The organism is Bacillus sp. K2I17 (assembly GCF_002209985.1).
In the GTDB taxonomy this organism is placed as follows: Bacteria; Bacillota; Bacilli; order Bacillales; family Bacillaceae_G; genus Bacillus_A; species Bacillus_A wiedmannii.
Genome location: NZ_NJGF01000019.1, coordinates 53312 through 79632, shown reverse-complemented (window position 1 = coordinate 79632; position 26321 = coordinate 53312). Strand labels below are relative to the sequence as shown.

At 34.4% G+C, this 26321-nt stretch carries 32 protein-coding genes, 1 pseudogene and 1 riboswitch; of the genes and pseudogenes, 12 read left to right on the top strand and 21 right to left on the bottom strand.

Features of this window, described 5'->3' with window-relative positions:
- The first annotated feature begins 34 nt into the window (after positions 1 to 34).
- Both cydA and cydB read left to right on the top strand, forming a co-directional pair.
- Entirely contained in the window at positions 35 to 1384 is a 1350-nt protein-coding gene (gene cydA / locus CER22_RS20285; protein WP_088609446.1) for a cytochrome ubiquinol oxidase subunit I, read from the top strand.
- Entirely contained in the window at positions 1374 to 2402 is a 1029-nt protein-coding gene (gene cydB / locus CER22_RS20280; RefSeq protein ID WP_088609445.1) for a cytochrome d ubiquinol oxidase subunit II, read from the top strand. Before cydA ends, cydB begins: the two co-directional genes overlap by 11 nt.
- A gap of 318 nt (positions 2403 to 2720) precedes the next feature.
- Here cydB and CER22_RS20275 read toward each other — a convergent pair whose 3' ends face one another.
- The gene (locus CER22_RS20275) at positions 2721 to 2954 is read right to left on the bottom strand and encodes a spore germination protein (RefSeq protein WP_097906939.1); all 234 of its coding nucleotides are present in this window, start codon (positions 2952 to 2954) and stop codon (positions 2721 to 2723) included.
- Positions 2955 to 3036: 82 nt separating this feature from the next.
- Positions 3037 to 3855 (bottom strand): S-layer homology domain-containing protein, encoded by an 819-nt coding sequence (locus tag CER22_RS20265; RefSeq protein ID WP_088609444.1) that lies wholly within the window; start codon positions 3853 to 3855, stop codon positions 3037 to 3039.
- A gap of 709 nt (positions 3856 to 4564) precedes the next feature.
- Between CER22_RS20265 and CER22_RS20260 the strand changes: the two genes are divergently transcribed.
- Both CER22_RS20260 and CER22_RS20255 read left to right on the top strand, forming a co-directional pair.
- Complete coding sequence (locus CER22_RS20260) at positions 4565 to 5599, top strand: YdcF family protein (protein WP_088609443.1); 1035 nt, start codon at positions 4565 to 4567, stop codon at positions 5597 to 5599.
- A gap of 187 nt (positions 5600 to 5786) precedes the next feature.
- Positions 5787 to 6659, top strand: coding sequence for a YitT family protein (locus CER22_RS20255; protein ID WP_000411244.1), 873 nt, complete (start codon positions 5787 to 5789; stop codon positions 6657 to 6659).
- A gap of 150 nt (positions 6660 to 6809) precedes the next feature.
- On the opposite strand, the gene CER22_RS20250 is transcribed toward CER22_RS20255, so the two are convergent.
- The 5 genes from CER22_RS20250 to CER22_RS20230 form a co-directional block, all read right to left on the bottom strand.
- Positions 6810 to 7028, bottom strand: coding sequence for a hypothetical protein (locus tag CER22_RS20250; RefSeq protein ID WP_088064650.1), 219 nt, complete (start codon positions 7026 to 7028; stop codon positions 6810 to 6812).
- A 98-nt stretch (positions 7029 to 7126) separates the two neighbouring features.
- Positions 7127 to 7942 carry a DUF4247 domain-containing protein gene (locus CER22_RS20245; protein WP_000071201.1) on the bottom strand — a complete coding sequence of 272 codons (816 nt, stop codon included), beginning with the start codon at positions 7940 to 7942 and terminating at the stop codon, positions 7127 to 7129.
- A gap of 12 nt (positions 7943 to 7954) precedes the next feature.
- Positions 7955 to 8461 (bottom strand): DUF4178 domain-containing protein, encoded by a 507-nt coding sequence (locus CER22_RS20240; protein ID WP_000051749.1) that lies wholly within the window; start codon positions 8459 to 8461, stop codon positions 7955 to 7957.
- Positions 8462 to 8483: 22 nt separating this feature from the next.
- Positions 8484 to 8888 carry a DUF350 domain-containing protein gene (locus CER22_RS20235; RefSeq protein WP_000220323.1) on the bottom strand — a complete coding sequence of 135 codons (405 nt, stop codon included), beginning with the start codon at positions 8886 to 8888 and terminating at the stop codon, positions 8484 to 8486.
- 79 nt (positions 8889 to 8967) lie between these two features.
- The gene (locus CER22_RS20230; protein ID WP_000110279.1) at positions 8968 to 9633 is read right to left on the bottom strand and encodes a PspA/IM30 family protein; all 666 of its coding nucleotides are present in this window, start codon (positions 9631 to 9633) and stop codon (positions 8968 to 8970) included.
- Between the two features lie 403 nt (positions 9634 to 10036).
- Between CER22_RS20230 and CER22_RS20225 the strand changes: the two genes are divergently transcribed.
- Positions 10037 to 10615, top strand: a complete 579-nt coding sequence (locus CER22_RS20225; RefSeq protein ID WP_088609442.1) for a lipoprotein BA_5634 family protein — start codon at positions 10037 to 10039, stop codon at positions 10613 to 10615.
- Between the two features lie 37 nt (positions 10616 to 10652).
- Here CER22_RS20225 and CER22_RS20220 read toward each other — a convergent pair whose 3' ends face one another.
- From CER22_RS20220 to CER22_RS20210, 3 genes are read right to left on the bottom strand one after another with little or no spacing between them, the layout of a single operon-like run.
- Positions 10653 to 10820, bottom strand: a complete 168-nt coding sequence (locus CER22_RS20220) for a FeoB-associated Cys-rich membrane protein (RefSeq protein ID WP_000989597.1) — start codon at positions 10818 to 10820, stop codon at positions 10653 to 10655.
- A 16-nt stretch (positions 10821 to 10836) separates the two neighbouring features.
- A complete protein-coding gene (gene feoB / locus CER22_RS20215) occupies positions 10837 to 12825 on the bottom strand; it encodes a ferrous iron transport protein B (protein ID WP_088609441.1) in 1989 nt (662 codons plus the stop codon).
- Positions 12822 to 13049 (bottom strand): FeoA family protein, encoded by a 228-nt coding sequence (locus CER22_RS20210; RefSeq protein ID WP_088609440.1) that lies wholly within the window; start codon positions 13047 to 13049, stop codon positions 12822 to 12824. The genes feoB and CER22_RS20210 overlap by 4 nt, the downstream gene beginning before the upstream one ends.
- 194 nt (positions 13050 to 13243) lie before the next feature.
- A riboswitch (TPP riboswitch) is annotated at positions 13244 to 13345 on the top strand.
- Between the two features lie 86 nt (positions 13346 to 13431).
- Between CER22_RS20210 and thiT the strand changes: the two genes are divergently transcribed.
- Positions 13432 to 14100 (top strand): energy-coupled thiamine transporter ThiT, encoded by a 669-nt coding sequence (gene thiT, locus CER22_RS20205; protein WP_088609439.1) that lies wholly within the window; start codon positions 13432 to 13434, stop codon positions 14098 to 14100.
- Between the two features lie 208 nt (positions 14101 to 14308).
- Here the strand turns inward: thiT and CER22_RS20200 are convergent, their stop codons facing one another.
- From CER22_RS20200 to CER22_RS20175, 6 genes are all read right to left on the bottom strand, one after another.
- The gene (locus CER22_RS20200; protein ID WP_088609438.1) at positions 14309 to 16159 is read right to left on the bottom strand and encodes a sensor histidine kinase; all 1851 of its coding nucleotides are present in this window, start codon (positions 16157 to 16159) and stop codon (positions 14309 to 14311) included.
- The gene (locus tag CER22_RS20195) at positions 16156 to 16845 is read right to left on the bottom strand and encodes a response regulator transcription factor (RefSeq protein ID WP_060486642.1); all 690 of its coding nucleotides are present in this window, start codon (positions 16843 to 16845) and stop codon (positions 16156 to 16158) included. Before CER22_RS20195 ends, CER22_RS20200 begins: the two co-directional genes overlap by 4 nt.
- A gap of 39 nt (positions 16846 to 16884) precedes the next feature.
- The gene (locus CER22_RS20190) at positions 16885 to 17505 is read right to left on the bottom strand and encodes a class D sortase (RefSeq protein WP_087984902.1); all 621 of its coding nucleotides are present in this window, start codon (positions 17503 to 17505) and stop codon (positions 16885 to 16887) included.
- Positions 17506 to 17593: 88 nt separating this feature from the next.
- Complete coding sequence (locus CER22_RS20185; protein ID WP_088609437.1) at positions 17594 to 18082, bottom strand: LPXTG cell wall anchor domain-containing protein; 489 nt, start codon at positions 18080 to 18082, stop codon at positions 17594 to 17596.
- Positions 18083 to 18259: 177 nt separating this feature from the next.
- Positions 18260 to 18592 carry a hypothetical protein gene (locus tag CER22_RS20180; RefSeq protein WP_046199459.1) on the bottom strand — a complete coding sequence of 111 codons (333 nt, stop codon included), beginning with the start codon at positions 18590 to 18592 and terminating at the stop codon, positions 18260 to 18262.
- Between the two features lie 183 nt (positions 18593 to 18775).
- Complete coding sequence (locus CER22_RS20175) at positions 18776 to 18991, bottom strand: hypothetical protein (protein ID WP_097908581.1); 216 nt, start codon at positions 18989 to 18991, stop codon at positions 18776 to 18778.
- A gap of 161 nt (positions 18992 to 19152) precedes the next feature.
- On the opposite strand from CER22_RS20175, the gene hpt reads away from it, so the two are divergent.
- The 3 genes from hpt (at position 19153) to CER22_RS20160 (ending at position 20997) form a co-directional block, all read left to right on the top strand.
- On the top strand, positions 19153 to 19680 hold the full coding sequence (gene hpt, locus CER22_RS20170) for a hypoxanthine phosphoribosyltransferase (protein ID WP_001047287.1): 528 nt from the start codon (positions 19153 to 19155) through the stop codon (positions 19678 to 19680).
- A gap of 86 nt (positions 19681 to 19766) precedes the next feature.
- Positions 19767 to 20669 (top strand): diacylglycerol/lipid kinase family protein, encoded by a 903-nt coding sequence (locus tag CER22_RS20165; RefSeq protein WP_000167910.1) that lies wholly within the window; start codon positions 19767 to 19769, stop codon positions 20667 to 20669.
- A gap of 148 nt (positions 20670 to 20817) precedes the next feature.
- Entirely contained in the window at positions 20818 to 20997 is a 180-nt protein-coding gene (locus CER22_RS20160) for a cold-inducible protein YdjO-related protein (protein WP_000289924.1), read from the top strand.
- Positions 20998 to 21321: 324 nt separating this feature from the next.
- Here the strand turns inward: CER22_RS20160 and CER22_RS20155 are convergent.
- The 3 genes and pseudogenes from CER22_RS20155 to CER22_RS20145 all read right to left on the bottom strand — a co-directional run.
- Positions 21322 to 21638 (bottom strand): annotated as a pseudogene (locus CER22_RS20155) (FtsX-like permease family protein); the annotation flags it as partial.
- A 19-nt stretch (positions 21639 to 21657) separates the two neighbouring features.
- A complete protein-coding gene (locus tag CER22_RS20150) occupies positions 21658 to 21837 on the bottom strand; it encodes a hypothetical protein (RefSeq protein WP_088064659.1) in 180 nt (59 codons plus the stop codon).
- 75 nt (positions 21838 to 21912) lie between these two features.
- Positions 21913 to 22260 (bottom strand): YxeA family protein, encoded by a 348-nt coding sequence (locus tag CER22_RS20145; RefSeq protein WP_088064660.1) that lies wholly within the window; start codon positions 22258 to 22260, stop codon positions 21913 to 21915.
- A 216-nt stretch (positions 22261 to 22476) separates the two neighbouring features.
- On the opposite strand from CER22_RS20145, the gene CER22_RS20140 reads away from it, so the two are divergent.
- Both CER22_RS20140 and CER22_RS20135 read left to right on the top strand, forming a co-directional pair.
- Positions 22477 to 22935, top strand: a complete 459-nt coding sequence (locus CER22_RS20140; RefSeq protein WP_088064661.1) for a helix-turn-helix transcriptional regulator — start codon at positions 22477 to 22479, stop codon at positions 22933 to 22935.
- 73 nt (positions 22936 to 23008) lie between these two features.
- Complete coding sequence (locus tag CER22_RS20135; protein WP_087984913.1) at positions 23009 to 23392, top strand: hypothetical protein; 384 nt, start codon at positions 23009 to 23011, stop codon at positions 23390 to 23392.
- A gap of 71 nt (positions 23393 to 23463) precedes the next feature.
- On the opposite strand, the gene CER22_RS20130 is transcribed toward CER22_RS20135, so the two are convergent.
- Complete coding sequence (locus CER22_RS20130; RefSeq protein WP_088609435.1) at positions 23464 to 24063, bottom strand: DedA family protein; 600 nt, start codon at positions 24061 to 24063, stop codon at positions 23464 to 23466.
- Complete coding sequence (locus tag CER22_RS20125; RefSeq protein WP_088064663.1) at positions 24063 to 24641, bottom strand: class I SAM-dependent methyltransferase; 579 nt, start codon at positions 24639 to 24641, stop codon at positions 24063 to 24065. The genes CER22_RS20130 and CER22_RS20125 overlap by 1 nt, the downstream gene beginning before the upstream one ends.
- A gap of 364 nt (positions 24642 to 25005) precedes the next feature.
- On the opposite strand from CER22_RS20125, the gene CER22_RS20120 reads away from it, so the two are divergent.
- Positions 25006 to 26235, top strand: a complete 1230-nt coding sequence (locus CER22_RS20120; protein ID WP_088609434.1) for a helix-turn-helix domain-containing protein — start codon at positions 25006 to 25008, stop codon at positions 26233 to 26235.
- The last annotated feature ends 86 nt before the right edge of the window (positions 26236 to 26321 follow it).

Sequence of the window (26321 nt, the reverse complement as noted above, 5' to 3'; positions counted from 1 at the left end):
TGTAGATAATGTAAAAAAGGAGTGAATATTCATTATGTCCGACGTTCTGTTACTGAGTCGTTTTCAATTTGCAATTACTATTTTTTATCACTTTTTATTTGTACCTTTGACAATCGGACTTGTTATTTTAGTAGCATGTATGGAAACTCAATACGCCCGCACATTGAATCCAACATACCGCAAAATGGCAAATTTCTGGGGTAAATTATTTACAATTAACTTCGTAATGGGGATTATAACTGGGATTACGATGGAATTCCAATTTGGAACAAACTGGTCTGAGTACTCCAAATATATGGGAGATATTTTCGGATCACCTCTCGCAATCGAAGCACTCGTTGCCTTCTTCTTAGAATCTACTTTCATGGGAATATGGTTATTCGGTAAAGACAAAATCTCACCAAAGTTCCGTGCCTTCTGTATGTGGATGGTTGCACTTGGAACAAATATTTCCGCCCTTTGGATTATTACAGCAAACGGTTTTATGCAAAATCCTGTTGGCTACGTCGTACGTAACGGCCGCGCTGAATTAAATGATTTCTGGGCACTTGTGACAAATCCATATGCTTGGAACATGTTCTTCCATACTGTAATTGGGTGTTATATCGTTGGTGCTTTCTTCGTTATGGCCATTAGTGCCTATCATTTATTACGTAAAAACGAAGTGGAATTCTTCAAAAAATCATTCAAATTTGGTTTACTGTTAGGCTTATTCGCCGCAACTGTTACACCGTTTATGGGGCATCAGTCTGGTGTATCAGCAGCTAAATATCAACCAGCAAAAGGAGCTGCGATGGAAGCAGTTTGGGAAACTGGAAAAGGACAAGGCTTCTCGATTGTTCAAATTCCTGATGTGAAAAACGAAAAAAACTTTGAATTCCTTACGATTCCGAAACTAGGAAGTTTCTTCTACACAAACTCATTTGATGGAGAAATTGTTGGTTTAAAAGATATCCCGAAAGATGAACGTCCAAATGTTAACCTCGTGTACTATAGCTTCCGCTTAATGGTTGCACTTGGTATGTTCTTTATGGCATTAACTTGGTACGGTTTCTACTTAAACCGAAAAGGAAAACTAGAAAACTCAAAACGTTATTTAAAAATTACAATATGGTCTGTCTTACTACCATATATCGCAATTAACGCTGGTTGGATTGTTGCCGAAGTAGGTCGTCAACCATGGACAGTTTATAAACTAATGCGTACAGCAGAATCTGTATCACCTATATCTGTTCCACAAATTTGGTTCTCATTAATTAGTTTAATCTTGTTCTACACATTACTTTTAATCGCAGACGTATACTTAATGCTAAAGTTCGCGAAAAAAGGACCAGCAGCATTAGAAGAACCTGCTACTGAGGGAGGTGCAGCTCATGTCTCATGACATGCTTGCAATTATCTGGTTTGGTTTATGGGGCGTGATTTGGACAGTTTACTTCATTCTTGATGGATATGCACTTGGTAACGGAATGATTTTTCCTTTCGTTGCGAAAGACCGACAAGAACGAAATCAATTACAAGAAGCAATCGGCCCATTCTGGGGTGGTAATGAAGTATGGTTAATTACAGCTGGTGGCGCAACATTTGCTGCCTTCCCAGTCACATATGCAAATATGTTTAGTTACCTATATACACCACTATTTTTAGTATTACTCGCACTGTTTGCTCGTGCTGCCGGACTTGAATTTATGCATAAAGACGATTCACCAATTTGGCAAAAAACTTGTAAATGGGCATTTACAATTGGTAGTTTCCTAATCGCCTTCTTATTCGGTGTTACGTTCGCTAACCTTTATTATGGACTACAAATCGGAAAAAATGGCTATGAAGGAAATTTACTAAGCTTACTAAATCATTATGGTATTTTAGGTGGTCTGTTCTTCACTGCTATATTCGTCGTATCTGGCGCCCTTTGGGTTATGATTAAAACGACTGGTGAAGTATCTGATCGTGCTTATAAAATTGCAAGACCATTTTCAATGGCTGCTGCTATCATTTTAGCTATCTTCTATGTAGCAACTGCAAATCGTACAACTTTATTCCAAAACTTCACAGAATATCCTGTACTATTCATTCTACCAGTACTTGCAATGTTAATGAGTGTACTCGCACTTATTATGGTGTACAAACATAAAATCGGTCTTGCATTCACATTCGTTTGCTTAACAATCGCAATGTTTATGACAACTGGATTTGCAGGTATGTTCCCAAGAATGTTACCATCTCGTATTAACGATGCTTATAGTACAACGCTATATAACGCAGCTGGTAGTCAATTAAACTTAAAAATTATGTTCTTCGTTGCAATGGTTATGGTACCAATTGTTATTGGATATCAACTTTGGAGCTACAGTATCTTTAAAAATAAAATTCATAAAGACTCTGCTAAAGGGTATCACTAAAATAAAAAAAGACACTTCGTTTGAAGTGTCTTTTTTGTACGTATGATTTTCGATAAGATGTTATATTTCTAATCTAACAACTATAATAAAGAAGAATCATTAACAGCTCACAGCTAAAGTGTAACACACAACAAACATGTTACTTTATGCAATTTTGCATATAAAGTGAAACTTTAATCAGTGGGGTTTTCTTCATCCCCTACTGATTATTAGTTGAACCAATCAGACTTTTATGGGCAGTTGATCCCCCGCCTAACTTCTTTGCTTTCGCTGAATTTGGAGGTGGGGGTCTTACTGCCCATTAAAGCGGGATAAAAATTATAACGTGGATTGAATGACTTGATCATACACATCGCTATCCCTTACATCCGCTGTACTAATACCACTAAATGTTTGTACTTTTTTTCCTGTATTCGATGATCCTGATCCATTATAAGCTTTCGTTTTTTCAATCGGCTGCACGTTATATTTATCTCCTAAATTAATCGTTCCGTTACAGTTTTCAATAATAACGCCTTCCACAACTGACGGCATTTTGTCACCTACTTTCATTTCCTTACTTTTATTTTATGAGAACCGCCTAAAAAAATAGCATGTTTCCATAAGAAAAAGCACTCAAACTGAGTGCTTTTTCTTATTTACCTTTTTTCTTTTTCTCACAAGCAATTCCATCGCCATCACGATCTAAATGCTTACCATAATATGGACTATCTCTTGTAATGTCATAATATCCAGCATCGTTTGCTTCTTTACAATTAGCAAAACGTTTCGGATCCGGTTTCACTTCAGGTTTTACTTCTGGCTTCACTTCTGGTTGTGGTTGTTTTGCTCCTGGTCTTTCTTCAAATGGTAACGTTGCATTATATAAGAACTGAACGTATTGCTCACGACTTACATGCATTTTAGGTGCGAATTTACCATCACCAGTTCCAGCCGTAATATAATTTGATTTAATTGCAGTAATCGCAGGATTCGCCCATCCATTTCTATCTACATCCGGGAAATTATGATCGCCTCTTATTTGCAATTGGAATCCCCTTGTCAAAATTTGTGCCATTTCTTCACGAGTTAATGAATCTTTCGGTCTAAATTTTCCTGTATTATCTCCAACGAATACACCCATCTCTGTTAAAGCAAGAATCTCTTTTTTAAACATAGTTGAACGATCCGTAACATCTTTATACGGATTGTTATACTGTTCTTTTACTGTCGGTTTTAAATGACGGAACATAAGAGCTGCAACTTGCTCACGTGTTACATCATCACCAAATCCAAAAATCCCATTTCCGTATCCAGCAACAACGTTTTTATTTGCTAAATCCATAATCGCTTTATAAGACCAATGATTGTTTGGAACATCTTTAAAATCTGCACTTGCCTGCGCTGTTCCAATTGAAGTAAATGCTGTAGTTGCAACAATTGCACCTGTTAAAATTAATTTTTTAAATCCCATACTTAAGTCTCCTTTTCTTTCCTATAATAACCATTTAACAATATAACAAATTATTCAAATATATTTTGTCACATTATGTCGAACACAAAAAAGAATCCAAAAGGATTCTTTTTTGCTAAGCATGAATGGCAATTTTGGAGACAGTTGACTTCTTCAAAAATTTATTAGGGGTAATATTTTGAAAAAGAAAGCCTTTCATATGTAGGTTAACACCACTGGAATATATAGTAAATTGATAATATTTATACGGAAGATTGCTAATGTTTAGTATAGATACTTTCCACTATATCAACAGTGAAAAGTATCTACATGAAACAATAAAAAGGTGCCTTCAAAGAGGGCACCTTTCATAAACAGACGCTATAAAACAGAATTATTTATTGTTATACGATTGTTAGATACAAAAAGTAGAGGGAAATGTTTGTAAGAAATTCTGCTTTATATAGTCTGCCTACCACTTATATTTTAATCCTCTTCACTTGAAAATAAATATAATATGCATAATTACATGAAAAAAGAAAAGACACTCCATAGAGTGCCTTTTCAACCATTTTACTTTTAATATATCACCTTACATACATTTTAACATATGTATCCATACATTTTATTGAGAAAATTCAAAATCATTTTTCCTTTCATTTTCAATTATAAAATCATGTAATATAGAAGGTATGTCAAATTACTATACAAATTGAGGTGTACTATATTTATGTATTTCGGAATTATTCCTCTTATATTATTTATTATTTTTCTTATCTCTTATTTGAAGGATCCACGAAAAATAATAAACGGCTTTTTATTTAATGTTTTTTTCTGTTTTTTCCTTCTGTTTTGTGTGATTATATCTGTAAATTCAAGTATTGATGTCCTACGCTATAGTATAATTTTACCTATTTTAGCACTTATTCTTATGATTCCTTTCGGTGTTGTTGCTTTAATGTTTGGGCTATTTCTGAATGCGAGAATTTTAATGAAACGAGAAGGACGACGGTTCACTAACTGTTTAACACTCATTGCTGCTTTAGGTATTTTATTCTGTATATTATTCTTTTTCATAAGTCCAGCAAGTTTCTTCTCACCGCATTTGCAACCTATTTTTGGTGGAATTTCTCTTATAACCTTATATTTCTTTATACACTTATCTAACTTCTTAAGCGCTTATTTTCTATATCAATTCAATAGACCAAGGCGTAATCAAGATTTCATCATCGTTCTTGGTAGCGGCTTAATTAATGATAAAGTACCACCTTTACTTGCAAGTCGTATTAATAAAGCAATTGACTTTTACTGGAAACAAGCCGCTGTGAATACACCACCAACAATCATTTTCTCGGGTGGACAAGGTCCAGATGAAGGCCTTCCAGAGGCAGAAGCGATGCAAAAATACGCTGTTGAAAAAGGAATTCCAATTGAACATACAGTGCAAGAAAATCGCTCTGTAAACACATATCAAAATATGTCGTTCTCTAAAGGAATTATGGATTCGTTAAAGCCTGAAGGTAAGTATAGAAGTATTTTTACAACGAACAATTTCCACCTTTTCCGCGCTGGTATATATGCAAGACAAGCAGGGCTTAATAGCCAAGGAATCGGATCAAAAACTGCATTTTATTACTGGCCTAATGCAATGATTCGTGAATATGTCGCAATTGTTGTGATGGGACGTAAACGCCATATGAAGTTTTGCGGAGCTATTTTAGGGTTCTCTTTATTCCTTTCTGTACTTAGTTTTATCATTTCTTAATAGTCTCCCATCCTTTGAAAGGATGGGATTTCTTATACTCACTTCAAAAATATTTTAAAGTGAGTATGGTCATAATATCCCCTGCATACATCCATTAAAGGAGAAATTTTTCAAATTAAATGTTAAAATGGAAGTTAGGTGTGAATGACGTAACAAATAAGAAACTAGTTTGAAACGAGGAAATTACATGGAGAAAATTATCAAAAACAAGCCCAATAAGCTAAAAATTGCTTCAAAAGCTTTGATGATTATTATTGGGGCATTTATCACAGCGTACGGATTAGAAGCAGTATTAATTCCAAATAACGTATCAGACGGTGGTGTGACTGGTTTAAGTATCGTTAGTTCAAGATTATTTGGATTGCCATTAGGAGCTCTAATCGCAGTTATTAACATTCCTTTCGTTTGGTTAGGATATAAGCAAATCGGTAAAAGCTTTGCTATTTATTCCATTATCGGGATTGCTTCATTAGCAGTAGGTACTGTTGTTATGCACGGAATACCAGCTATTATTGAAGGCGATACACTACTTGTTACAGTTGTTGGTGGTATTATTATCGGTTTCGGTATGGGACTAGCATTACGTAACGGCGGCGCATTAGATGGAATCGATATGCTAGCTGTATTGCTTTCTCGTAAGTTACCTTTTGGAACAAGTGACCTTATTTTATTCTTAAACATGTTCGTATTTATTTTCGTATCAACAGTATTCGGTCTTCAAGGAGCTATCCTTTCGGCAATTGCTTACTTTATTGCTTCGAAAGTGATTCATATCGTTGAAGTTGGTTTAAGTGGTTCGAAAGCATTTAAAATCATTACGAAAGAGCCTGAATTAATGGTAGAAACAATTCGTGATCGTTTAGGCCGAAGTGCAACATATAACGAAGTATACGGTGGTTATTCAAGAGAGAAATTCAAAGAAATTTCTTGTGTAATTAACCGTTTAGAAGAAAGTAAAATGAAAGAACTTATTAATGAAATCGATCCACACGCCTTTATTACAGTTTATGACGTAGCAGAAGTAAAAGGCGGTAACTTTAAGAAACGTGATATTCATTAATCATCATGAATAAAGAGGGTGTGCCAACAATTTGGCACACCCTCTTCTTATTATGAAGTTGCGGTCGTTGTCGGTAAGTCGATATATTTCAATAATCGCTAATATATTTGGAGTTACGGTCGATATATTCTAATAATCGCTGATATAATTTTACTCTCCCCATCTTCTTCCTCTCTTAATCCATGCTACATATTTTTGAAAGGCAGGCACTTCATGTTGAAAGCGCAGCGGAACATATAGAAAAAGAGTACATGTACATAGTATCCATAGAATACCTACTACAAAGTGAAATTTCATCGTTGTGCTAATAAACAAACTGAGGAATAAGACGAGGAACATAATCAAACTAAACCTTTTATATATAGTCATACTAATCTCCTCCTTATAACTTAATTGTACCAGCTACAAGGAATTAATTTCCATAATAAAAAGACCGAAAAGCAACTTCTCCTTTTCGGCCTCTATACCTATCTTCTCTTCGTAATTTTTCCTGAACCACCGACCCTCGTTTTCGGAGGAGATGTATTCCTTGGTGGCGTTTTAATAGATGATTTCGGCTTCACATCTGATCCGCTCGAGCCACCTGGTGTTTTTGTAATTTTTCCTTTGCTTCCAGTAGAAGGCGGAGGCGTACTACTTCCTTTTTTCGTAATACTTCCTGTATCTCCTACGGAAGGTTTCGAATCTACATTATCGCCTCGCTTAATGATAGATCCTTTCCCTTCCTTCGTAATTGGAGGCGGGGTTTTCTTTTCTTCTTTCGTAGGCGGTCTCTCTGGAATAACCGGTTTATGATTTTGTCTGTCATTATATCCGCGATAATCACCGTATGATGATTTTCGTGAACCGAATATATCGTTTAAAATACTTCCCATAATATATCCTTGCAGGAAGGATGGTTGGTAATTTTGACGGACAAATTCTTTATTACTTATTTCAATTAACGTATCAGAAGGTTTCTCTTTATCCTTTTGCAGGTTATAAATCTTATCAGAATAAACGAGGAACATTTGATTTTCGTCTTCTTTAGATGCTTGCTTCGGTTCTCTTTCATTAATGAGTTCCTTTGCGACTTCAGGAACTGACCGATTGGCGGCCCTATACACGTAAGATTCTTGTTTACCTTCTTTTGCGACAGATTCTAGTGGATAACGGTCTTGAATCGACTTTGTCTGTCCGCCTTGACAACCTGATAAGGCATATCCAGCAACAACAAGTAATAGAACGATAGCAAGTATAGGGATTACGAACGATTTAATCATGGTAAACAATCGGTTTGACATGATTACGCCCCCTTACGTTGCTCTTATAATTTGTACATCAGCAGGAATAATTGCTTCTCCCTCATACATCATTGTGCGACCATTTTGCCATTCAATACGTAATAATTTTCGATTATCTGATTGGAATTCCCATACGTGCTGTTCTTCTGAAGCAGAGAATGGTGTTTTTCCCATCACAACAACACGTCCGTTATATTGCTCTTCCATATGGTACTCTGTATCATCCATTTCAATTGTCGTCGGAATTTCATCAATCGAATCTAAGCGACCATCAATTGGTGTATATAATTTGTAATACGTATTTTCACGGTCTTCAATTTTTAAGTAACGAATATCTTTCCCGTCTTGCAGCGTTAAAACAATTTCTTTACGAGAATGCATACTCGTTTTCCCAGTTAATTCATACATAACTAATGAAACTTCAATCATATCGCCAGGAGCTAACGTTAACAAACTTTTCTCTGGTTTCGGTGGCTCTGGGCTCTTCATTATATTTTTAATTCGTTTAAATAAACTCATGATTTACCCCCTCCTTCTCTCTTTATAAACAAGCACCTAAAATAAGTGCACCAACGATATGTAATGATCCGGCCAACATCGCATGCGCAACACTGCCTTCTTTCGTACCTTCTTCTAAATCTAAGCCAGACATTTTCTTTAACACAAATTCGATAAACATTTCTACCACTAATAAAATAACGAAAGAAACTGCTGATGCAAGTAGCGCTTGCCATAAGTCATTTGCTTTCGTTATCGATTGAGATAAAATGTACCCTTGCGCGAATAATTTCATAACGAAACGCGTTGTTACAGCTGTATTCCCATTCTTTATTTCTTTTAAATCATTGTATTTAGTAAAAATTGAATCAACCCACATAATTGCAAATAAAAGTACTGCACTTGCTCCAGTCCATACAAGCATGGCTAACACATTTGTCCATGTCATTGCAAAACCTCCTCTAAAAAGTAATAGAAAACCGACATGAATTCTCTTCAGACATGTCGGTTTCTTTGTCTATTCTATATTATTTCTCATACTGCTTCATAATACGAGCTAATTCATCGTCAACAGCAGAATTTTTGTTTAAGCTTGCGAATTCATCATCTAATGACTTTTCTTTTTTATAAACTTCGCCACTTGCTTCTGCTTCAGCCTCTAATTGAAGAGCTTTCTCTTCCATACGACTTAAACCAGCTTTTGCTGAATTTGAATCAAATCCAGACATCGCCTGATTAATATTCTTTTGTGCTTTCGCCGCATTTACACGTGCTACAAGTGTTTCACGTTTATTTTTCAGCTCTGTTAATTGCTTACGCATTTCTTCTAGCTTCAGGCGAAGATTATCGGCAGCAGCTTTGTTTTGCTCATAGCTTGCTTTATACTCATTCATCTTTTGTTCTGCGTTTTGTTTTTCTTCAAGAGCACGACGTGCAAGATCAAGATTGCTTGCTTGAACAGCCATATGAGCTTGCTCTTCACGTTTCTTCACAAGTGCTTCTTGCTCTTCAAATAATATTTTGAATTTCTTCTCAAGTGCAATTTGAGCTGCTACACTTTTCTCAGCTTCTTGTACATCCGCTTGCATATCGCGTAAATATTGATCCGTCATCTTAACTGGATCTTCCGCTTTTTCAATTATTGAATACACATTCGACATTGTTAAATCTCTTAATCGCTTAAATACAGACATCCAAATTCCTCCTATGATATACCTCATATTTCAAATTCACTACTTGGAAAACTGAAAAAATCTCCCTTAACAGTAAAGAATATTCATTTTTACAGCCTATGTGTTTATTATAACAAAACTAATATGTCCTTACATGTTATTTCCAAAATACAGCCAATATAATATGACATTCTATATAAAACATTGTATTCCTAATATATTCTCATTAACCCTCTTCAGAATTGACTTATTTTTATGCACTTTCACTAAATTACATTATTGTAATGTTACTGTAAGCTAACTCGATAGTTACGTTGCAATATTTCTTATACACTAATACCAGAAGCAACGAACAAGCTTCTCATCATTTCAGAACTAATACAAAAACGTATTTACTATAAAACATATAAAAGGAGAAATCATCATGAAAAAATTAGTAGGAATCGGATTAGCAGCAGCAATTTCATTCGGAGCATTATCAGGTTGTTCTTTATTAGGAGAGAAAGCGAACGGCTTTGTACTATATGGAACAGATGAGCAAGTTCAGAAAATTACAGATCAAAATAAAAAAGAAGTGAAAGAAAAAGACTTCTATAAAATGAAAATGACAACATTAGAGGGTAAAAAAATTCTTGTCATGGATAAGAAAACTGGTGAAGAACTGGTGAAGAAAGAGTTACTTAGCAAAGTTAATGAAAAAGACGACACGAAACCACTTGATAAATTACCAGCTGTAACAGCAGAGCAAGGTGTATTATTTGCTAAAGAAAAAGTAGAAAATGCTACACTTGATGGGGCAAAATTAAAATACGAAGGCAATACAATTATCGGAAGTGGCCGTGCATATGCCGACATGTTCGCGATTGTTGATGATGCAACTTACGTAAATGTAAAAGGCGATGAAAAATCTGTTGGGGTATTAAAATTCGATAAAGACCCTAGTAAAGAATTCCCTGGCTACAACGGTGTAGAAGCTTCTCAACTTGTAAAAATTAAAAAGTAAAACAAAAAAGCCTTGCGAAATGCGCAAAGCTTTTTTGCTATTTGTGAGCGATTTGCTCCATATCCGGACTACAAGTTTGCGACTGACATGATTTATTTAAAGAACATGCTGCGCATTTTCCCTTTTTACTTCTCTTTACAAAATTAACTAACGTGTATGCTGCATAACCAAAAATGATAGCTCCGATTATAATATTGACCATCACTCTAATACATCTCCTTCTAGAATCCGAGTAAGGATCCAACTTGGTATATAATGAACGTTAATACATAAGCAACAACGAGTGGATAAACGACAGAGAAAATCGTCCACTTCGTTGATCCTGTTTCACGTTTAATAACAGCTACTGTCGCTAAACACGGAACATATAATAAAATAAAGAACATAAATGCATATGCTGATAACGCCGTATAATGTGCTCCCATTACATTTCCAAGCACATCTTCTTTTACCGCATAAATAATTGCCATTGTAGAAACGACAACTTCTTTCGCTAAAAATCCTGTTAAAAGAGATGCTGCAGCTTGCCACGTTCCAAAGCCGAGCGGTGCAAATAGTGGTGCAATAAATCCACCGATCATCGCTAAGTAACTGTCTCCCATATCAACACCAAATCCTGATGGACCTGCATAGTTTAATAACCAAATGACAACAGAACCACCGAAGATGAATGTACCTGCTTTACGAACAAATCCCTTACCTTTCTCCCACGTGCTTAGCCATAACGTTTTCGCTTGTGGCACGCGGTAAGGAGGTAGTTCAATGACGAAAATAGACTTTTCCGCTTTTAAAATTGTAAGAGACATAATTTTTGTAACTAATAATGCAAGAACAATACCTGCAACATATAAAGAAAACACAACAGTTGCCTGACTATGAGGGAAGAATACTCCCGCAAATAATGCATATACAGGTAAACGCGCTGAACAAGACATAAATGGCGTTACAAGAACTGTAAGTAAACGTTCTTTTTCTTGTTCAATCGTTCTCGCTGCCATAATACCTGGAACGTTACATCCAAAACCGATAATCATCGGAATGAATGCTTTTCCATTTAAACCGAAGAACTCCATAATTCTATCCATAACAACTGCAATTCGCGCCATATATCCTGAGTCTTCTAATAATGAAATGAAAAAGAATAGTGCAAAGATTTGTGGAACGAATACTAATACCGCACCAACACCGGCAATAATACCTTCTGTAACGAGTGCTTGAATAAAATCAGAAGCTCCAACACTTGTGAGCCCAGCCGTTACCCAATCCGTAAGCTGTCCACCAAAAAATTCATCTAACATATCGGATAAAGGTGTACCAATCCACGTAAACGTAACCTGAAAAATAAAAAACATAACTGCTAAAAAGATTGGAAGTCCTAAAATTTTATGTGTAATTAATCTATCAATTTTTTCCGAAAAAGGAATTTTCCCTTCTTTCTCATGCTGCATAACATTTGTTTTTAACTTTTCAATATACGCTTCACGAGTTTTGTAAATGTGCTCTTCTAACGTACAATCAAGTTTTCCTTCTAAGCGAGATCGAATGGCTACAAGTTCCTTATAAATTGGTAATGCTTTCATTTCTTTTTCTACTACTTCGTTATTGCTTAAAAATTGAAGGGCTAACCATCTTGGATGCTTATAATTCGCTGTCTCTAAAAGGGCTATTACCTCTCCAATTCCTTCATCCATCTGTACACCATATGAAATAATGAATGGCTTTTTCTCACTTTTGTCATTTTCTTTAAGAGTAGCAAGTAGTTCTTCACAGCCTTTTCCACTTCTTGCAACGACAGGAACGACTGTTACACCTAATAGCTCTGATAATCGTTTTACATCAATTACAATTCCTCTTTGCTTCGCCACATCAACCATATTTAAGCCGATTGAAACTGGCTTACCAAATTCAAGCAATTGCAACGTTAAATGCATATTTCGTTCAAACTGCGAGGAATCCACAATATTTAACATATGCTGAAATTCTTCTGTTAATAGAAAGTTTGTTACAACACCTTCATCACGCGAAACTGGATTTAAATCATAAACGCCTGGTAAATCAATCAATGTGCCTTGCTTATCTTTTAATTTACCAACCTTCTTTTCTACTGTTACACCGCTCCAGTTTCCTACATATTCATAAGAACCAGTAAGTGCATTAAATAATGATGTCTTCCCTGTATTCGGATTCCCTAGCAAAGCTACCTTATTCACGCTAATTCCACCTTTATCATTTTCGCGTCACAATGACGAATACTAATTAACTGTCCACGACACTCCAATGTACAAGGACCTTTGAACATCGCTTTCTGCTTCATGCGAAGTTCGCTTCCTTCAGCTAGACCGAAAGCAGCTAGTCTACGCTTTAATAACTGATCTAAAGACTGAACACTTTTCACTAAAACTTTCTCACCAATTTTAATATCTACTAAGCTCATAACCTTCCCCCTCAGAAGAGAATGATAATTATTTTCAAAAAAATTATAGCACAATCTATTTCTCTTGTACTATACCCTTTTGCTTCATATTTATTAACATTTCACTACAATTCTATTTCAATAATTGTCATACCGTATTTATTTGCCATTCTCATCCATTTCGCTTACAATAAACAATATCAAATAAAGAATCTCGTTATCACTGGGGGAGCCATGCCGCTGAGAGGGAACACTTCGTTCCGACCCTTCGAACCTGTTAGTTAATGCTAACGCAGGGATTGTGCAAACGTCCGAAATACATACCTCTTTTTTATTTACGTATTTCGTATCCTCCTATGATATCTATTCTTTTTTGTACAACTTGGATTTAGGGGGAGACAACATGCGTAACACCAATTTACAAGCGATGATCGAATCTGCAATTCTTGCAGCCTTCGCCTTGGTCATCGATATTTTACCATTATCAATTAAACTTCCAACAGGCGGTTCCATTTCATTCGCTATGATTCCTATTTTTATTATTGCTTACCGCTGGGGCTTTAAATCAGCTTTCTTAGGTGGTTTAGTTTGGGGACTATTACAAATTGTCGTGGGAGATGCTTACATTTTAACACCTGTTCAAGCATTCATTGAGTACTTCATTGCCTTTGCTTTTATCGGATTTGCTGGCTTATTCTATCGTCCAATTCAAAAAGCACTTTTAACGTCTAATGAAAATAACTTAGAACAATCAAATTTAGGTAGCCGTAAAGATAAACCTTCATCAAAACAAAACAAAGGTAAGAAAGTCCTTGCTTATATTATCCTTGCTACATTTATCGGTAGCTTTGCTCGCTATTTCTGCCACTTTATTGCCGGCATTATTTTCTGGGGACAATATGCACCGAAAGGTCAATCAGCTGTGTTATATTCATTAATCGTAAACGGCAGTACAATGCTCGGTTCTTTTATTTTATGTACAGTTTTACTTATATTTTTATTCCTCACTTCACCACGCTTATTCAAAAGCATCAATGCTTATCAAATAAATTCAAACAAAAAGAGCGCTTAATAAGCGCTCTTTTTGTTATATCGTAATATCAATTAAAAATACAATAAATGCACAAAAGAAAATAAATACCATTATACTTAGCCACTTGCTATGCACGGTTCATCGACTCCTTACATAACCTCATTTTCTAACCAGATTATATCGCTTAAAAATAAAGATTAGGTAAAGATAATATGAAAATAAATTAAAAAAGCGTAGCATCCATCATCTACGCTTTTTTCGGTAAATAAAAGTAAAATAATACACCGTCTTCTGTATTTTCTGCCCCATATTCAGCATCGTGCAGTTCTAAAATATTTTTAGAAATAGCTAGACCAAGCCCAGTTCCACCTTGTGAACGCTGGCGAGCTGCATCCACGCGATAAAAACGGTCCCAAATTTTATCTAATTGCTCTTCTTCAATGTGAGTACCTTTATTTTCAATACACACTTTTATACGATCTTTCTCATCTATTGTAGAAATAACAATATCCTCTTTATTCGGTGTATAACGTATGGCATTCGTAATGAAGTTCACGATTACTTGTTCAATCCGACTTTGATTTGCGACTACTTCAAATGAACATATATTTTTATGCACATGAAGTTCTTTTTTCTCTATGTCCACAGAAAGGTGTTCACATATATCTTCAATTACTGTATCGATATAAAATACATCCTTTTTCATTTTATATGTACCTGACTCAAATTTAGCTAACTCAAGCATATCCAAAATTAAAGTATCCATTTTATCTACTTCTCGTTCCATTGCCTGAAAATAGTATTCTTTTTTATGCTCAGCTACTCCATCTTTTAAAATAGAAATACAGCTTTTCATAATACTCAGCGGTGTTTTTAATTCATGCGAAACACCAGAAATAAATTCTTTCCGCGTATTTTCTAACTTTCTTTCCTTTTCAATATCTTGTTCTAGCTGTCCAATATGCGAATGGAGCTTATTAGATAATACATTAATATTTTTCGATAAATCACCAATTTCATCTTTTGAAGTAATCGGTATTTGTTCTGTGAAATCTAAGTGTGCTATTTTCTTCGTCGTATCATTTATTTTTAATAACGGCTTTGCAATTTGTTTTGAATAATAGAACGAAGCTAGAAAAATAAGAACGACTACAAATGCAATGATGTAAATGTAGTAATCTTGCACCATTTGTACAGCTTCATCTACAGGCTGTAAAGAAGCCATCGCATAAATATATGTTACCGATCCGTCTCTTTCTTCCATTGGTTTGATTAATAATTTATATTTAATATCATTTTTTTCATAGTCCATTGTCTTTATTGAATATTCTATTTGATTACTTTCATTTAGTAATACATCCCTTTGAAACTCTTTTATGCTATCTAAGAATAGACTATTTTTATAAATTGGATTTACAAGACCCTTTACATCAGGAAACTGTACTTTCGTAACACGTCCTTCTATGTAAGCACCTAATTCCTGAGCAGATTCTTCCTGAACAGCTGGTTTCTTTTCTTTAACAATTTGTTCTTGATCGGCTCTCTTTTTCTCCTCATCTAATTTCATTTTCTCCTGAAACGCTTTTTCTAACGGTTTATTAGATCCATTTAAATTTTGCTTACCTAACGCGAAAGAGAATGGAATAAAACTATCACCTTTTTTCACGCCAGAAAAATAAATTTCTTGTCCTAAAAACGGATCTGATAATTTATTATCAATCTCCTCTATATTGACGAGATTGTATAAAGGAATTTTGAATATTTGTTGTCCAAAGCTCTTTTGTTGCCTACGATCTATCGTTACTTCAAAATAAAAATCATCCGCATGTTTTAAATTCCCATTCTGATCTAACGTTGTAATCCACGTATTATTTTCTCTTAAAAAGTCTTGCTCCAGCTTCTGAATTCCTTCTGCATTTCCTGCATAATTCAAATAATTCTTCTCAAAGGAATTTAAATTCACTTTAATATCTTCTACTTTTCGATTCGCATAATATTGTTTAAAAAATATCGTTTGTCCAATAAATATCGTCGCTAAAATTAACATACATAATGCTGTTGTGAGGGCAAATAATTTTAGTACAATCCCCTTTCTCATACATTCCCCTCAAATTTATAACCTGTTCGTACTACAGTTGTAATGCACTTTGCTTTCTCTCCTAATTTATTTCTTAAATTACGAATATGACTATTAACCGTTCGATCGTCACCAGCAAATTCATATCCCCAAATTCTTGAAATGAGTTGCTCTCGCGTTAAAACAATCCCTTGATTTTTCATGAAATACGCTAATATTTCAAATTCAGTATGTGTTAAATTAATGTCTGTCCTATCTACCGTAACAGTGCGCGATGGGAAGTGGACGTGAATACCGTGAATGGATAATGTATCATCTTCATTCTCTAGAAGTTGCTTCGTTACTTTTCTACTTTCTAACAGCCTTTTCGCTCTTGCTAATAAAATTGGTGGGCTATACGGCTTCGTCACATAGTCATCCGCCCCAAGTTCAAATCCAAGTAACGTATCATCTTCATCTACACGTGCCGTCAGCATAATAATAGGAACCTCAGATGTTTTACGAATTCTTCGGCAAACAGACCATCCATCAAGTTCCGGCAACATAATATCTAAAATAACTAAATCAACCTCTTCTTCCTCAAATACAACTAAAGCTTCTTTCCCATCTCTTGCTTCAAACACTACATATTGCTCGCTCAAAAAATAATCTTTTAATATTTCACGCAAAATATCTTCATCTTCCACAATTAAAATGTTTTTTGACATAACTTATGTATCCCCCTTCCGCTTTCAGAAACTATCACTTCATTTTGAATAACTAGCCGTTAACTTCGCCTCGATAATATATCTATCTGGTGCATCCCCTATATAATCAAATGGATAGCAAGTCGTTAGTGTTAATATCGGTTCTTCTTTTTTTATAATAACAGTACGATCATCCGCATGGGTAATCCATATCTTTTGAATTTCGTATGTGTAAGTTTTATTATCATACTCTAAAACAAGAGTGTCTTTTTCTTTTAACTCTCCTAAATCTGTAAAGACAGTATCCCGGTGTCCACTCAGTACAGTATGTCCCCCTCCAGATGGTGTTGTCGTTACATCACTAACGAACATTCCAACTCCTTTCTTCAACGTTGCATCATCCGCTCCCCAGTATATAGAAAACTTCTTCTTTATTTTCGGTATATTTAACAGTGCAACCTTTTCTCCTTCTTTATGTTCTGTTTGAGAAGAAGGTACTTGGGAAGTTACAGGTGTTTCGTAAGAAAGTTGATTATGTTGTATATTTTCAAGGCTCTTTAATTCTTCTTTCGTTAATTGTTGAGCAGAGCTTTTTCCTTTATACCATTCCATAGCGTAATATGATCCCGTGAATAGCCCTATGGCCATCAATATGATACCTATATAATTGAGTAACTTCATGTTCATCCCTCCATGCCAAAAATGGTAGGAATAACCTACCATTTTTAATATATGAAATTATTCCATTCTTTATAGGACAATATTTTATTTACGCCTTAACTTTATTGCGACGATTCAAACCAAATAATGTCCCTATCCCTACAAGACATGCGCTTAGTGCCATCATTGCTACATTATTGGATGCTGTGTTTGGTAATTTTTCACCTTGTACAGCTGGCTTCGCTACTTCTTTTTTTACCACACCATTTTTTTGTTGTACTTGTGCTGCTTCTTTTTTTGCCATATCATTTTTCAACTGTTCTTGTGCTATTCTCTTTTTCTCTTCTTCACTTTTTTGCTGTTCCTTAATCACTGCTTCTTTTTTCGCCTTATCGTTTTTCAACTGCTCTTGCGCTACTCTCTTTTTCTCTTCTTCACTTTTTTGCTGTTCTTTAATCACTGCTTCTTTTTTCGCTTTATCTTGCTGCAGTTGTGCCTGTTCTTCCTTTGTTACTGTTCCAGTATCCGCACTCGCTACTGAAGAATATCCTACTGTTAAAAGTGCCATTGCACAAATTGGTAATAGTCTCTTTTTCATCTTCATTCTCTCCTTATATTTTATTCACATCAACTCGCATCGGATGTATCACTAGAATAAACAAGAGATATAAATATAAGATGCAGATGAAATATATTTCATTTAAAGATTTCATTGTAGAAAAATAAAAAAACATCGCAATATATGCGATGTTTTTTCGTGTGTGTGTCTCAATATTTACATGTTACTTTCGCGTGATTTAGAAGTAGAACGGGCCGGAGCGATAACTAATTGTCTCGGCTCAGTTTTCTTTAAGTGATTTTTGACGTTACACTTACGACGTTGAACAACCCACGCTTTAATAGGGTTTGTCAAAATAATCTTTTGCTCTTCGTTAGGGGCCTCTTCTTCAAACCTACAACTTTCGCTCCATTTATTCCATTTCATTGTAAATTTAGAAGAAGAATGATCGTCTTCTCGATCAAACAAGTGCAAAAAATCCATTTCGCCAGCTAGCATTACGGTGTTGCTAGTTGCTAAAAAAGAAAAGGTCGTCCAACGTTTCTCCATGCCCTCCTACTCCTTTTTCACATATAGAGTGCCAAAAACTTAATTTACCTAAAATATGCTTGCCTTTTACCTTACACCTATAGTTTATCCAAAACACTACTATGCAACTATCGATTTGCCTTACAACTACCTTACATTTTTGTAAGAAACAAAAAACCTTCACTCTCTATACGTGAAGGTTTCTCATTTCTTATCTATATGATCTTTCATATGATCCACTCCAGCTTCTTGTAGCTGTGACATCATACCGTGGGAAATTGCGCCTAATACTAAAGTCATTCCAATTAGTGAAATTCGAATCGCTGGTACATCAATTATGTAAGCCAAACTACCAAGAACAATTGTTAAAAGTAATGCTTTTATAAATGTTGTACTTGTATACTCTTTCTTTCTCATCATAATCACCCTTTTTGGAAGCGTTTTCTTTATATAATCAGTATATCATATCATCTGACTATTTTGTGGGGATTTCTGTAAAAAACTTATATCTTCTTTGACTTTTCCCCTTCTTTCCTTTACAGTCGAAATGTTCACAAGTTTTACACTGTAGGAGGACTCCAATGAATCTTGAAATAAAAGATACTTTAATTTCTGAAGAACAATTACAAGAAAAAGTAAAAGAACTAGCACTTCAAATCGAACGTGACTTTGAAGGAGAAGAAATCGTAGTAATCGCTGTATTAAAAGGATCTTTCGTATTCGCTGCCGATTTAATTCGTCACATTAAAAACGATGTAACAATCGACTTTATTTCTGCATCTAGCTACGGAAATCAAACAGAAACAACTGGCAAAGTAAAACTATTAAAAGATATCGATGTAAACATTACTGGAAAAAACGTAATTGTCGTAGAAGATATTATCGATTCTGGTTTAACACTTCACTTCTTAAAAGATCACTTCTTTATGCATAAACCGAAAGCATTGAAATTCTGTACGTTACTTGATAAACCTGAGCGTCGTAAAGTGGACTTAAAAGCTGAATATGTTGGCTTCCAAATTCCAGACGAATTTATCGTTGGCTACGGTATCGACTGCGCAGAAAAATATCGTAACTTACCATTTATCGCTTCAGTTGTAACGGAATAATATAATAGAATAAACTTCCACCATCAATTACTGGTGGAAGTTTATTTTCTATCACGATTCGTAAAAGACAAAGGGAGAGAATAAAAATGACAAAAACAAAATTTGAAAAAGTACTCCTCATCGTAAATCCAAAAGCAGGGCAAGGCGATTTACATACGAATTTAACGAAAATTGTACCACCTCTTGCGGCAGCTTTTCCTGACTTACATATCCTTCATACGAAAAAGCAAGGTGATGCAACAAAATATTGTCAGGAGTTTGCTAGTAAAGTAGATTTAATTATCGTCTTTGGTGGTGACGGCACTGTATTTGAATGCACAAATGGCTTAGCACCTCTTGAAACTAGACCTACACTTGCAATCATTCCAGGCGGAACTTGCAATGACTTCTCTCGCACACTTGGCGTTCCGCAAAACATCGCAGAAGCAGCAAAACTTATTACACAAGGACATGTAAAACCAGTTGACGTCGCAAAAGCAAATGACCTACACTTCTTAAACTTCTGGGGCATTGGACTTGTCTCTGAAGTATCAAACAATATCGATGCGGAAGAGAAAGCAAAGCTTGGGAAAATTGGTTACTATTTAAGCACCATTCGAACTGTCAAAAATGCTGAAACATTCCCCGTAAAAATTACGTACGATGGACAAGTATATGAAGACGAAGCCGTCCTTGTTATGGTTGGAAACGGTGAATATCTTGGCGGTATCCCGTCCTTTATTCCAAACGTAAAGTGCGACGACGGAACACTTGATATTTTCGTCGTAAAATCAACCGGTATTCAAGCGTTTAAAGATTATATCGGGAAGAAACTATTTGAAGACTCAAATGAAAATGACATCTTCCATGTAAAAGCGAAATCCATTCATATTGAAACAGAAGAAGAAAAAGAAGTAGATACAGATGGAGAAAGCTCGCTTCATACACCTTGTCATATTGAACTATTACAAGGACACTTTACGATGATTTATAATCCTGCGGTTGTGTAATCAATACTTTATTATACTTTAATAATTACTAAACTTCGCATTTTTGCGAAAAATACAGTATAATTAATAAGTAAAAGGTTGTTAACAAAAAATGTTAACAACCTTTTTATTTTTTCAAAAAAACTTTTCACTTTAGAGGAGCGATCACATGTATTGGAGAAAAAATGATAAGCCTGTAGAAGATCCCGAAGCGATAGCTATATGGGAATGCACGGCAAAAGACTGCCGTGGATGGATGCGTAAAAATTTTTCATTAGAAGAAGAACCAAAATGTCCATTATGCAAAAATGATATGAATAGTAGCGAGCGTTTATTACAAAAGCTCTAACTTCTGCTTTTCTCCACTTTAAATATTAGAATAAAGGATTATCTTTCTCCTTATCTACAAGATGCATTTCCTATATGTGAATAGAAAGAAAATAGATAATAGCGTAAAACATTGAAACAGAAAAGAGATGGTTTTTCCATCTCTTTTCTGTTTCAAATTCCCCTTATCAAACCTTAGTTATGCACACCTCATTTTAGCTAATAAAAAACGAAAGAGAACATAATTTTCACTATGTTCTCTTTCGTTTCCCGAAAAACTTTATCACTATTTTCATTTACTCACAATCCGAAAGTAAGAATGAACCGTTAAGAAATAATAACTAATATAAATAACGCTATATCCTTTAAAAGATGTATAAAGAAAAATGAAACAAAAAAATACATGCTGTATCAATAACCGCTCCAATCGGTACTTCAAAATGAACGTTTACGCCTAATTCCATCATGCTTACTAATAACTGAAGGAATGATTTTGAAAGTAAACTACCAATTACAATGCCGATTACTAATCGATAGTAAAACCATTAACGTATTTTCATAAAACAGCATTTTGCCTATTTCTTTTTTTCCAATACCTAGTAAAGAGTAAAGACCTATTTCTTTCTTACGCTTTCGTGTAAAAAATCCAAAACCATACAAAATGATTTCAAATTTCCTATAATTAAAATGTTAAATTACATTTCGAACAAAAGGGAGCAGAATTGCCTCTCCTAATTTTCGCATTACATTTTGGACAATATACATATCGCTCTTCTATCTTTTCTCGTTCTATCATATGTAAAGATACTATTCTCATACTACACATAACCCCGATTAAAATAAGACTAACAATGAGTAGCATCACCCTCGCCCCCTTACACTAAACATTACCATAAAACAACAAAACCGATTCTCTCATTGAGAATCGGTTTTATACTTATAATCCTAATTTCGCCTTCGCTCCATCAGGAATTTTATCTGTTGTTACTTGTACTTTATTATGTAAGAACTTACCTCTCGTAAGCACATGCCAGTATGAGCCTTTTGGTAATTCATCTACTTCGTCAATTGTAACTTCTTTTTTCTTACCATTTTCATCATAAGCTTTCACTTTATATTCACGACCTTTATTTCCACCTAACTCTTTTCCATCGTTATCAATTATTGCATAATGGTCCTCTATATCAAGAAATGGATTCATTCTATCAAACCCCGCGCTCCCCTTTAATAAATATGCCGCTCCTGCGACGATAACAAGTAGTGATCCAAAAATAAATCTTTTCATCTATATTCCACCTTTCATTATGTTTTCTTTAAGGTTTTTCTAAGTATAGAGCTTATTTCTTAATAAAAACTCGTTCGATTTCTTAACATTTTCTTAAACTAAAAGTGAAATATTAATTAAAAAGATTGAAATAGACAAAAAATAACTTTTTACACTCCAATTGACAAAATTACACCTTTAGTGTAATTTTACACTATAAGAAAAAGGAGCTGCATTATGGATAAACAAAAATTTATTGAACTCGTTAATTCAAAATTAAAACTCATCCGTGTTGAAAATAATCTATCACAAGATAAAATGTCAGAAATTATTGGTTTATCGAAGAAAACATTAGTAGAAATCGAAAAAGGAAGACGCACGCTAACATGGGCAGGCGCAGTTTGTGTCGTAACACTCTTCGAACAGAGCGATACAGTCCAGATGACATTTGGGGATGATGTGAATGAAATTATAAAAACAATCGCTTTTACACATTACAGTACAAACTTCCCGAAGACGTTAGGCGGAAAAGTGTGGTGGCGACAAATAAAAGAATTAAACGGTTATCAAATACAACAAAATATTTTATCTCAACATTATCGAATTTTAGATAAAGAAGACCGCAGAATATGCCATTCATTCGATTTCGATGAAATTGAACAGCGATTTATGGAAATGGCAAAAACATCTCAATAAAGTAAAACTTTAATCAGTGGGGATTTTACTGCCCTTTAATACGGGATAAAATAAATTTCGGAGTATAATTCAAATGGAAAAACAGACAAATATCACGATTTTAAATACGCTAATCATTAGCACGTTAGTATTCAATTTATTTATTTTCACATCAAGAATGAGCTTTTTACCTTGGTATATTGAAGATGGATGGGGCTATCTAGGATTATTATTTACGTCCTTTATTTTCTTACTTTGCTTCTTTCAATCTTCGAAGCTTCATAAAGACGGAAAGTTAACTACACTACAAAAGTTTATTCCACTTGCTTCTGCCATACTTTCAATCTTTGTTCTTATCACTCCATCAAGTGATTTTATGACTATACTAGCTAATCTAATCAATACAATCATATTAACAATTTATATAACTGTATTTCAAACAACACCTAATGTAAGTAATGAAAAGCTATTACATTAAAAGGGAGAGTTATTCTACAAAATAACTCTCCCTTTTATACTACTCTCAATAAGCGTAAGCCCTCATTCTATTTATTTACTCATCACCGTACTTCTTCTTTGCTTATACAAATAAGCACCACTCGCAACAACAAAAACAATTCCGCCAAAATACACGCCATACTCTATCGCAAGCGCTACAATCCTTTCAATATGTTGTCCAAATAAAGAACCGAGTACAAAGTAAGCAAGTGTCCAAACAAGTCCTGTCGTATAGGAATACAAAGCATACGTCTTAAATGACATGTTATTCATTCCAACTAAATACGGTACGATATGTCTGACGACTGGTATGAAGTAGCTTGTGACTAACGCATAATGGCCATACTTCTCTACCATTTGTTGAGATTTCAAAAGATATTTCGCCTTTTTCTTTTTCATTAGCTTATCAAGTACTTTTATACCAAATATTTTTCCTACTATATAACCTAACGACAGCCCAGATACAACGCCTAAATAGGTTAATAAAAATGCTGGAATGACACTTAATATCCCTAATGAAGAGACAAACCCACCACTCATTACGATCATTTCGTCTGGAATTGGCATACCGATAATACCTAACCATAAACAGAAAAATAGTGCCCAATAGCCATACTGTTCAATATAAGATAATAATTCATGTAATTCCATTAGGCATAAGCTCTTCTTAACTCTTTTTTACAGCTAAAGATGTACGCTGGCGGGAAATTGAGCCACACTTTTTCGAGCGTAATTTCAGGGAAGAAATGTTGTATAAATCCTTTTTTCACAAGTGAATATTGAAATGTAATAAATTCACCTGTCTCATGTATCGCCTCCATTACATTGTTTAAAATACGCTTTGAAACTTCTTCTGGTAAAGATGTAAAAGGCAATCCCGATAAGACGTAATCAATGCATTCTATCTGTAATTCTTCCATATACTTCTTTATATTTTCAGCTGAACCATGTACCACAATGACGTTCTGCTCATTTTTAAACTTTCTCTTTAACTCTTTGCAAAACACTTCATTAATTTCAATAAGAAGAAATATCGTTTCCTTCTTCTTTCTCTTCATAATTTCTCTCGTGAAAACCCCTGTACCAGGCCCTAGCTCTACGATACATTTCGCTCTATTAAAATCAATGACATCTACCATTTTCTTTGCTAATATTTTTGAACTTGGCGCAATTGCACCAGTATGTTTCGGATGTTTTATAAATTCATGTAAGAATGTTATGAGTTGCATGTAACCCTCTCCCCATTCGTTCGATAGTTTTTAACTTGTTTCTAAGTATAACTATCGTTTCTTAACAAAAATTGAGGAGATTTCTTAAGATTTTATGAAGAATGAAACATTTCTTATTCCATATATAAATACCTCTTTTATATTCATTAATTTGGTATAGTAGATATAAAAAGAACTTTTATGGAAGGTACCATCACTACGTTTATTTTCATGCACTATCTGCGGAAATTAATTTGTAAATCAACTTTCATCATTATCCAATATATGTAATTATTTTCATGTAAGCAAACAAAGGCAAATAATAAGAAATATAGATTTGAGTCTGAATATGTGGTATTCCAAAACTATTTAAAAGGAGAAGATAATGAATAATTCCATCGACCTACAGCACTTATGTGACCTTGTACATAGAACATTCCATGTTCCTGTTCAATTTCTATCTACTGATAAAAAAATTGTATATGAATCTACTTCTCATACAATTGGTAGTCCATTTTATTCTTCTAAAGAAGAACATCTTAATGAAATTTATCAAGAAAACGTACCTTGCAATTTTCCAATTTTCAAAGGAAATAAGTATCTTGAAAATTTCATTAGCATCCATATAACAAATCATGAACATATAAAAGGTACAATTATAATCGGCCCGACTACCTATCCAAAAGTATCAGATGAAATGGCGATTAAACTGATGAAGTATTTCAACTGTAATAATAAAATGCAACAAGGAGTAGATTACTATCAATTTCTACCCGAGATTAAAAAAAGCACGTTAATTGATATAAGTATTTGGTTACATTACGTCATTTTTAATGAAAAATTAGATAGAGATATTGTCTGGAAAGAGAATAAATTACTCGAAGATGTTTCTTATAAAATCGTAAATCCTGATTTATACATTTCAAAACGTCGCCGGCATGATCCGCAAAATTATGACATATCATTGGAACGCAAATTTTTTTCAGCCATTAAAGAAGGCAATACAGAAAAGGTCATACAATATGCGTATTCATTCCCCCAAGAAGATGCGACAATTTGGTCTAAAGGAGATCAGCTTAGAAACCAAAAAAATAATGGCATTATCGCCATTACGCTAGCTATTCGATATGCGATAGACGGTAATCTTCCATCGCATATTGCTTTTTCACTCGGTACTTTATATATACAAACGATTGAGAAACTAGATAACATGTATTCCGTAAATAGGTTAATTGAAGATGCATTATGTACTTTTGCAGAACGTGTAAAAGAATATCATAATCAAGCATATTCTAATTCCATTACTACGTGCCTCAATTATATTAACAAGCATATTTACGATGAAATATCTTTGAATGATCTTGCTAACCTTTTACATATTTCCCCTACTTATTTATCAAAACTATTTAAAAAAGAAGTGGGAATTCCTTTAATTGAATACATCCAGAGAGAACGAGTAGAAGAAGCTAAAAAATTATTAACATTAACGACTTATCCATTATCAGATATTTGTGCCTGGCTTAATTTTAATGATCAAAGTTATTTCACAAGAGTCTTCAAAAAAATTGCGGGTATGACGCCTAGACAATATCGTGAAAATCATACCGTTATATAAAAATGCTTACTTAATATAGAAGGTGAGATAGTTGTTATACTAGCTCACCTTCATCACATCGATTTATTCCCCTTAATAAAGTTTGA

Coding starts and splice junctions, on each gene's coding strand:
- CER22_RS20275 (WP_097906939.1), bottom strand. CDS start 2,954: ATGAAAGTAGGTGACAAAATGCCGTCAGTTGTGGAAGGCGTTATTATT.
- CER22_RS20240 (WP_000051749.1), bottom strand. CDS start 8,461: ATGAGTTTATTTAAACGAATTAAAAATATAATGAAGAGCCCAGAGCCA.
- CER22_RS20120 (WP_088609434.1), top strand. CDS start 25,006: ATGAATAATTCCATCGACCTACAGCACTTATGTGACCTTGTACATAGA.
- CER22_RS20200 (WP_088609438.1), bottom strand. CDS start 16,159: ATGAGAAAGGGGATTGTACTAAAATTATTTGCCCTCACAACAGCATTA.
- CER22_RS20260 (WP_088609443.1), top strand. CDS start 4,565: ATGTATTTCGGAATTATTCCTCTTATATTATTTATTATTTTTCTTATC.
- CER22_RS20165 (WP_000167910.1), top strand. CDS start 19,767: ATGACAAAAACAAAATTTGAAAAAGTACTCCTCATCGTAAATCCAAAA.
- CER22_RS20130 (WP_088609435.1), bottom strand. CDS start 24,063: ATGGAATTACATGAATTATTATCTTATATTGAACAGTATGGCTATTGG.
- CER22_RS20210 (WP_088609440.1), bottom strand. CDS start 13,049: ATGAGCTTAGTAGATATTAAAATTGGTGAGAAAGTTTTAGTGAAAAGT.
- CER22_RS20125 (WP_088064663.1), bottom strand. CDS start 24,641: ATGCAACTCATAACATTCTTACATGAATTTATAAAACATCCGAAACAT.
- CER22_RS20225 (WP_088609442.1), top strand. CDS start 10,037: ATGAAAAAATTAGTAGGAATCGGATTAGCAGCAGCAATTTCATTCGGA.
- CER22_RS20190 (WP_087984902.1), bottom strand. CDS start 17,505: ATGAAGTTACTCAATTATATAGGTATCATATTGATGGCCATAGGGCTA.
- thiT (WP_088609439.1), top strand. CDS start 13,432: ATGCGTAACACCAATTTACAAGCGATGATCGAATCTGCAATTCTTGCA.
- CER22_RS20150 (WP_088064659.1), bottom strand. CDS start 21,837: ATGCTACTCATTGTTAGTCTTATTTTAATCGGGGTTATGTGTAGTATG.
- CER22_RS20245 (WP_000071201.1), bottom strand. CDS start 7,942: ATGTCAAACCGATTGTTTACCATGATTAAATCGTTCGTAATCCCTATA.
- CER22_RS20185 (WP_088609437.1), bottom strand. CDS start 18,082: ATGAAAAAGAGACTATTACCAATTTGTGCAATGGCACTTTTAACAGTA.
- CER22_RS20175 (WP_097908581.1), bottom strand. CDS start 18,991: ATGATGAGAAAGAAAGAGTATACAAGTACAACATTTATAAAAGCATTA.
- CER22_RS20160 (WP_000289924.1), top strand. CDS start 20,818: ATGTATTGGAGAAAAAATGATAAGCCTGTAGAAGATCCCGAAGCGATA.
- CER22_RS20230 (WP_000110279.1), bottom strand. CDS start 9,633: ATGTCTGTATTTAAGCGATTAAGAGATTTAACAATGTCGAATGTGTAT.
- CER22_RS20145 (WP_088064660.1), bottom strand. CDS start 22,260: ATGAAAAGATTTATTTTTGGATCACTACTTGTTATCGTCGCAGGAGCG.
- cydA (WP_088609446.1), top strand. CDS start 35: ATGTCCGACGTTCTGTTACTGAGTCGTTTTCAATTTGCAATTACTATT.
- CER22_RS20195 (WP_060486642.1), bottom strand. CDS start 16,845: ATGTCAAAAAACATTTTAATTGTGGAAGATGAAGATATTTTGCGTGAA.
- CER22_RS20235 (WP_000220323.1), bottom strand. CDS start 8,888: ATGACATGGACAAATGTGTTAGCCATGCTTGTATGGACTGGAGCAAGT.
- hpt (WP_001047287.1), top strand. CDS start 19,153: ATGAATCTTGAAATAAAAGATACTTTAATTTCTGAAGAACAATTACAA.
- CER22_RS20255 (WP_000411244.1), top strand. CDS start 5,787: ATGGAGAAAATTATCAAAAACAAGCCCAATAAGCTAAAAATTGCTTCA.
- CER22_RS20135 (WP_087984913.1), top strand. CDS start 23,009: ATGGAAAAACAGACAAATATCACGATTTTAAATACGCTAATCATTAGC.
- cydB (WP_088609445.1), top strand. CDS start 1,374: ATGTCTCATGACATGCTTGCAATTATCTGGTTTGGTTTATGGGGCGTG.
- CER22_RS20265 (WP_088609444.1), bottom strand. CDS start 3,855: ATGGGATTTAAAAAATTAATTTTAACAGGTGCAATTGTTGCAACTACA.
- CER22_RS20180 (WP_046199459.1), bottom strand. CDS start 18,592: ATGGAGAAACGTTGGACGACCTTTTCTTTTTTAGCAACTAGCAACACC.
- CER22_RS20140 (WP_088064661.1), top strand. CDS start 22,477: ATGGATAAACAAAAATTTATTGAACTCGTTAATTCAAAATTAAAACTC.
- CER22_RS20250 (WP_088064650.1), bottom strand. CDS start 7,028: ATGACTATATATAAAAGGTTTAGTTTGATTATGTTCCTCGTCTTATTC.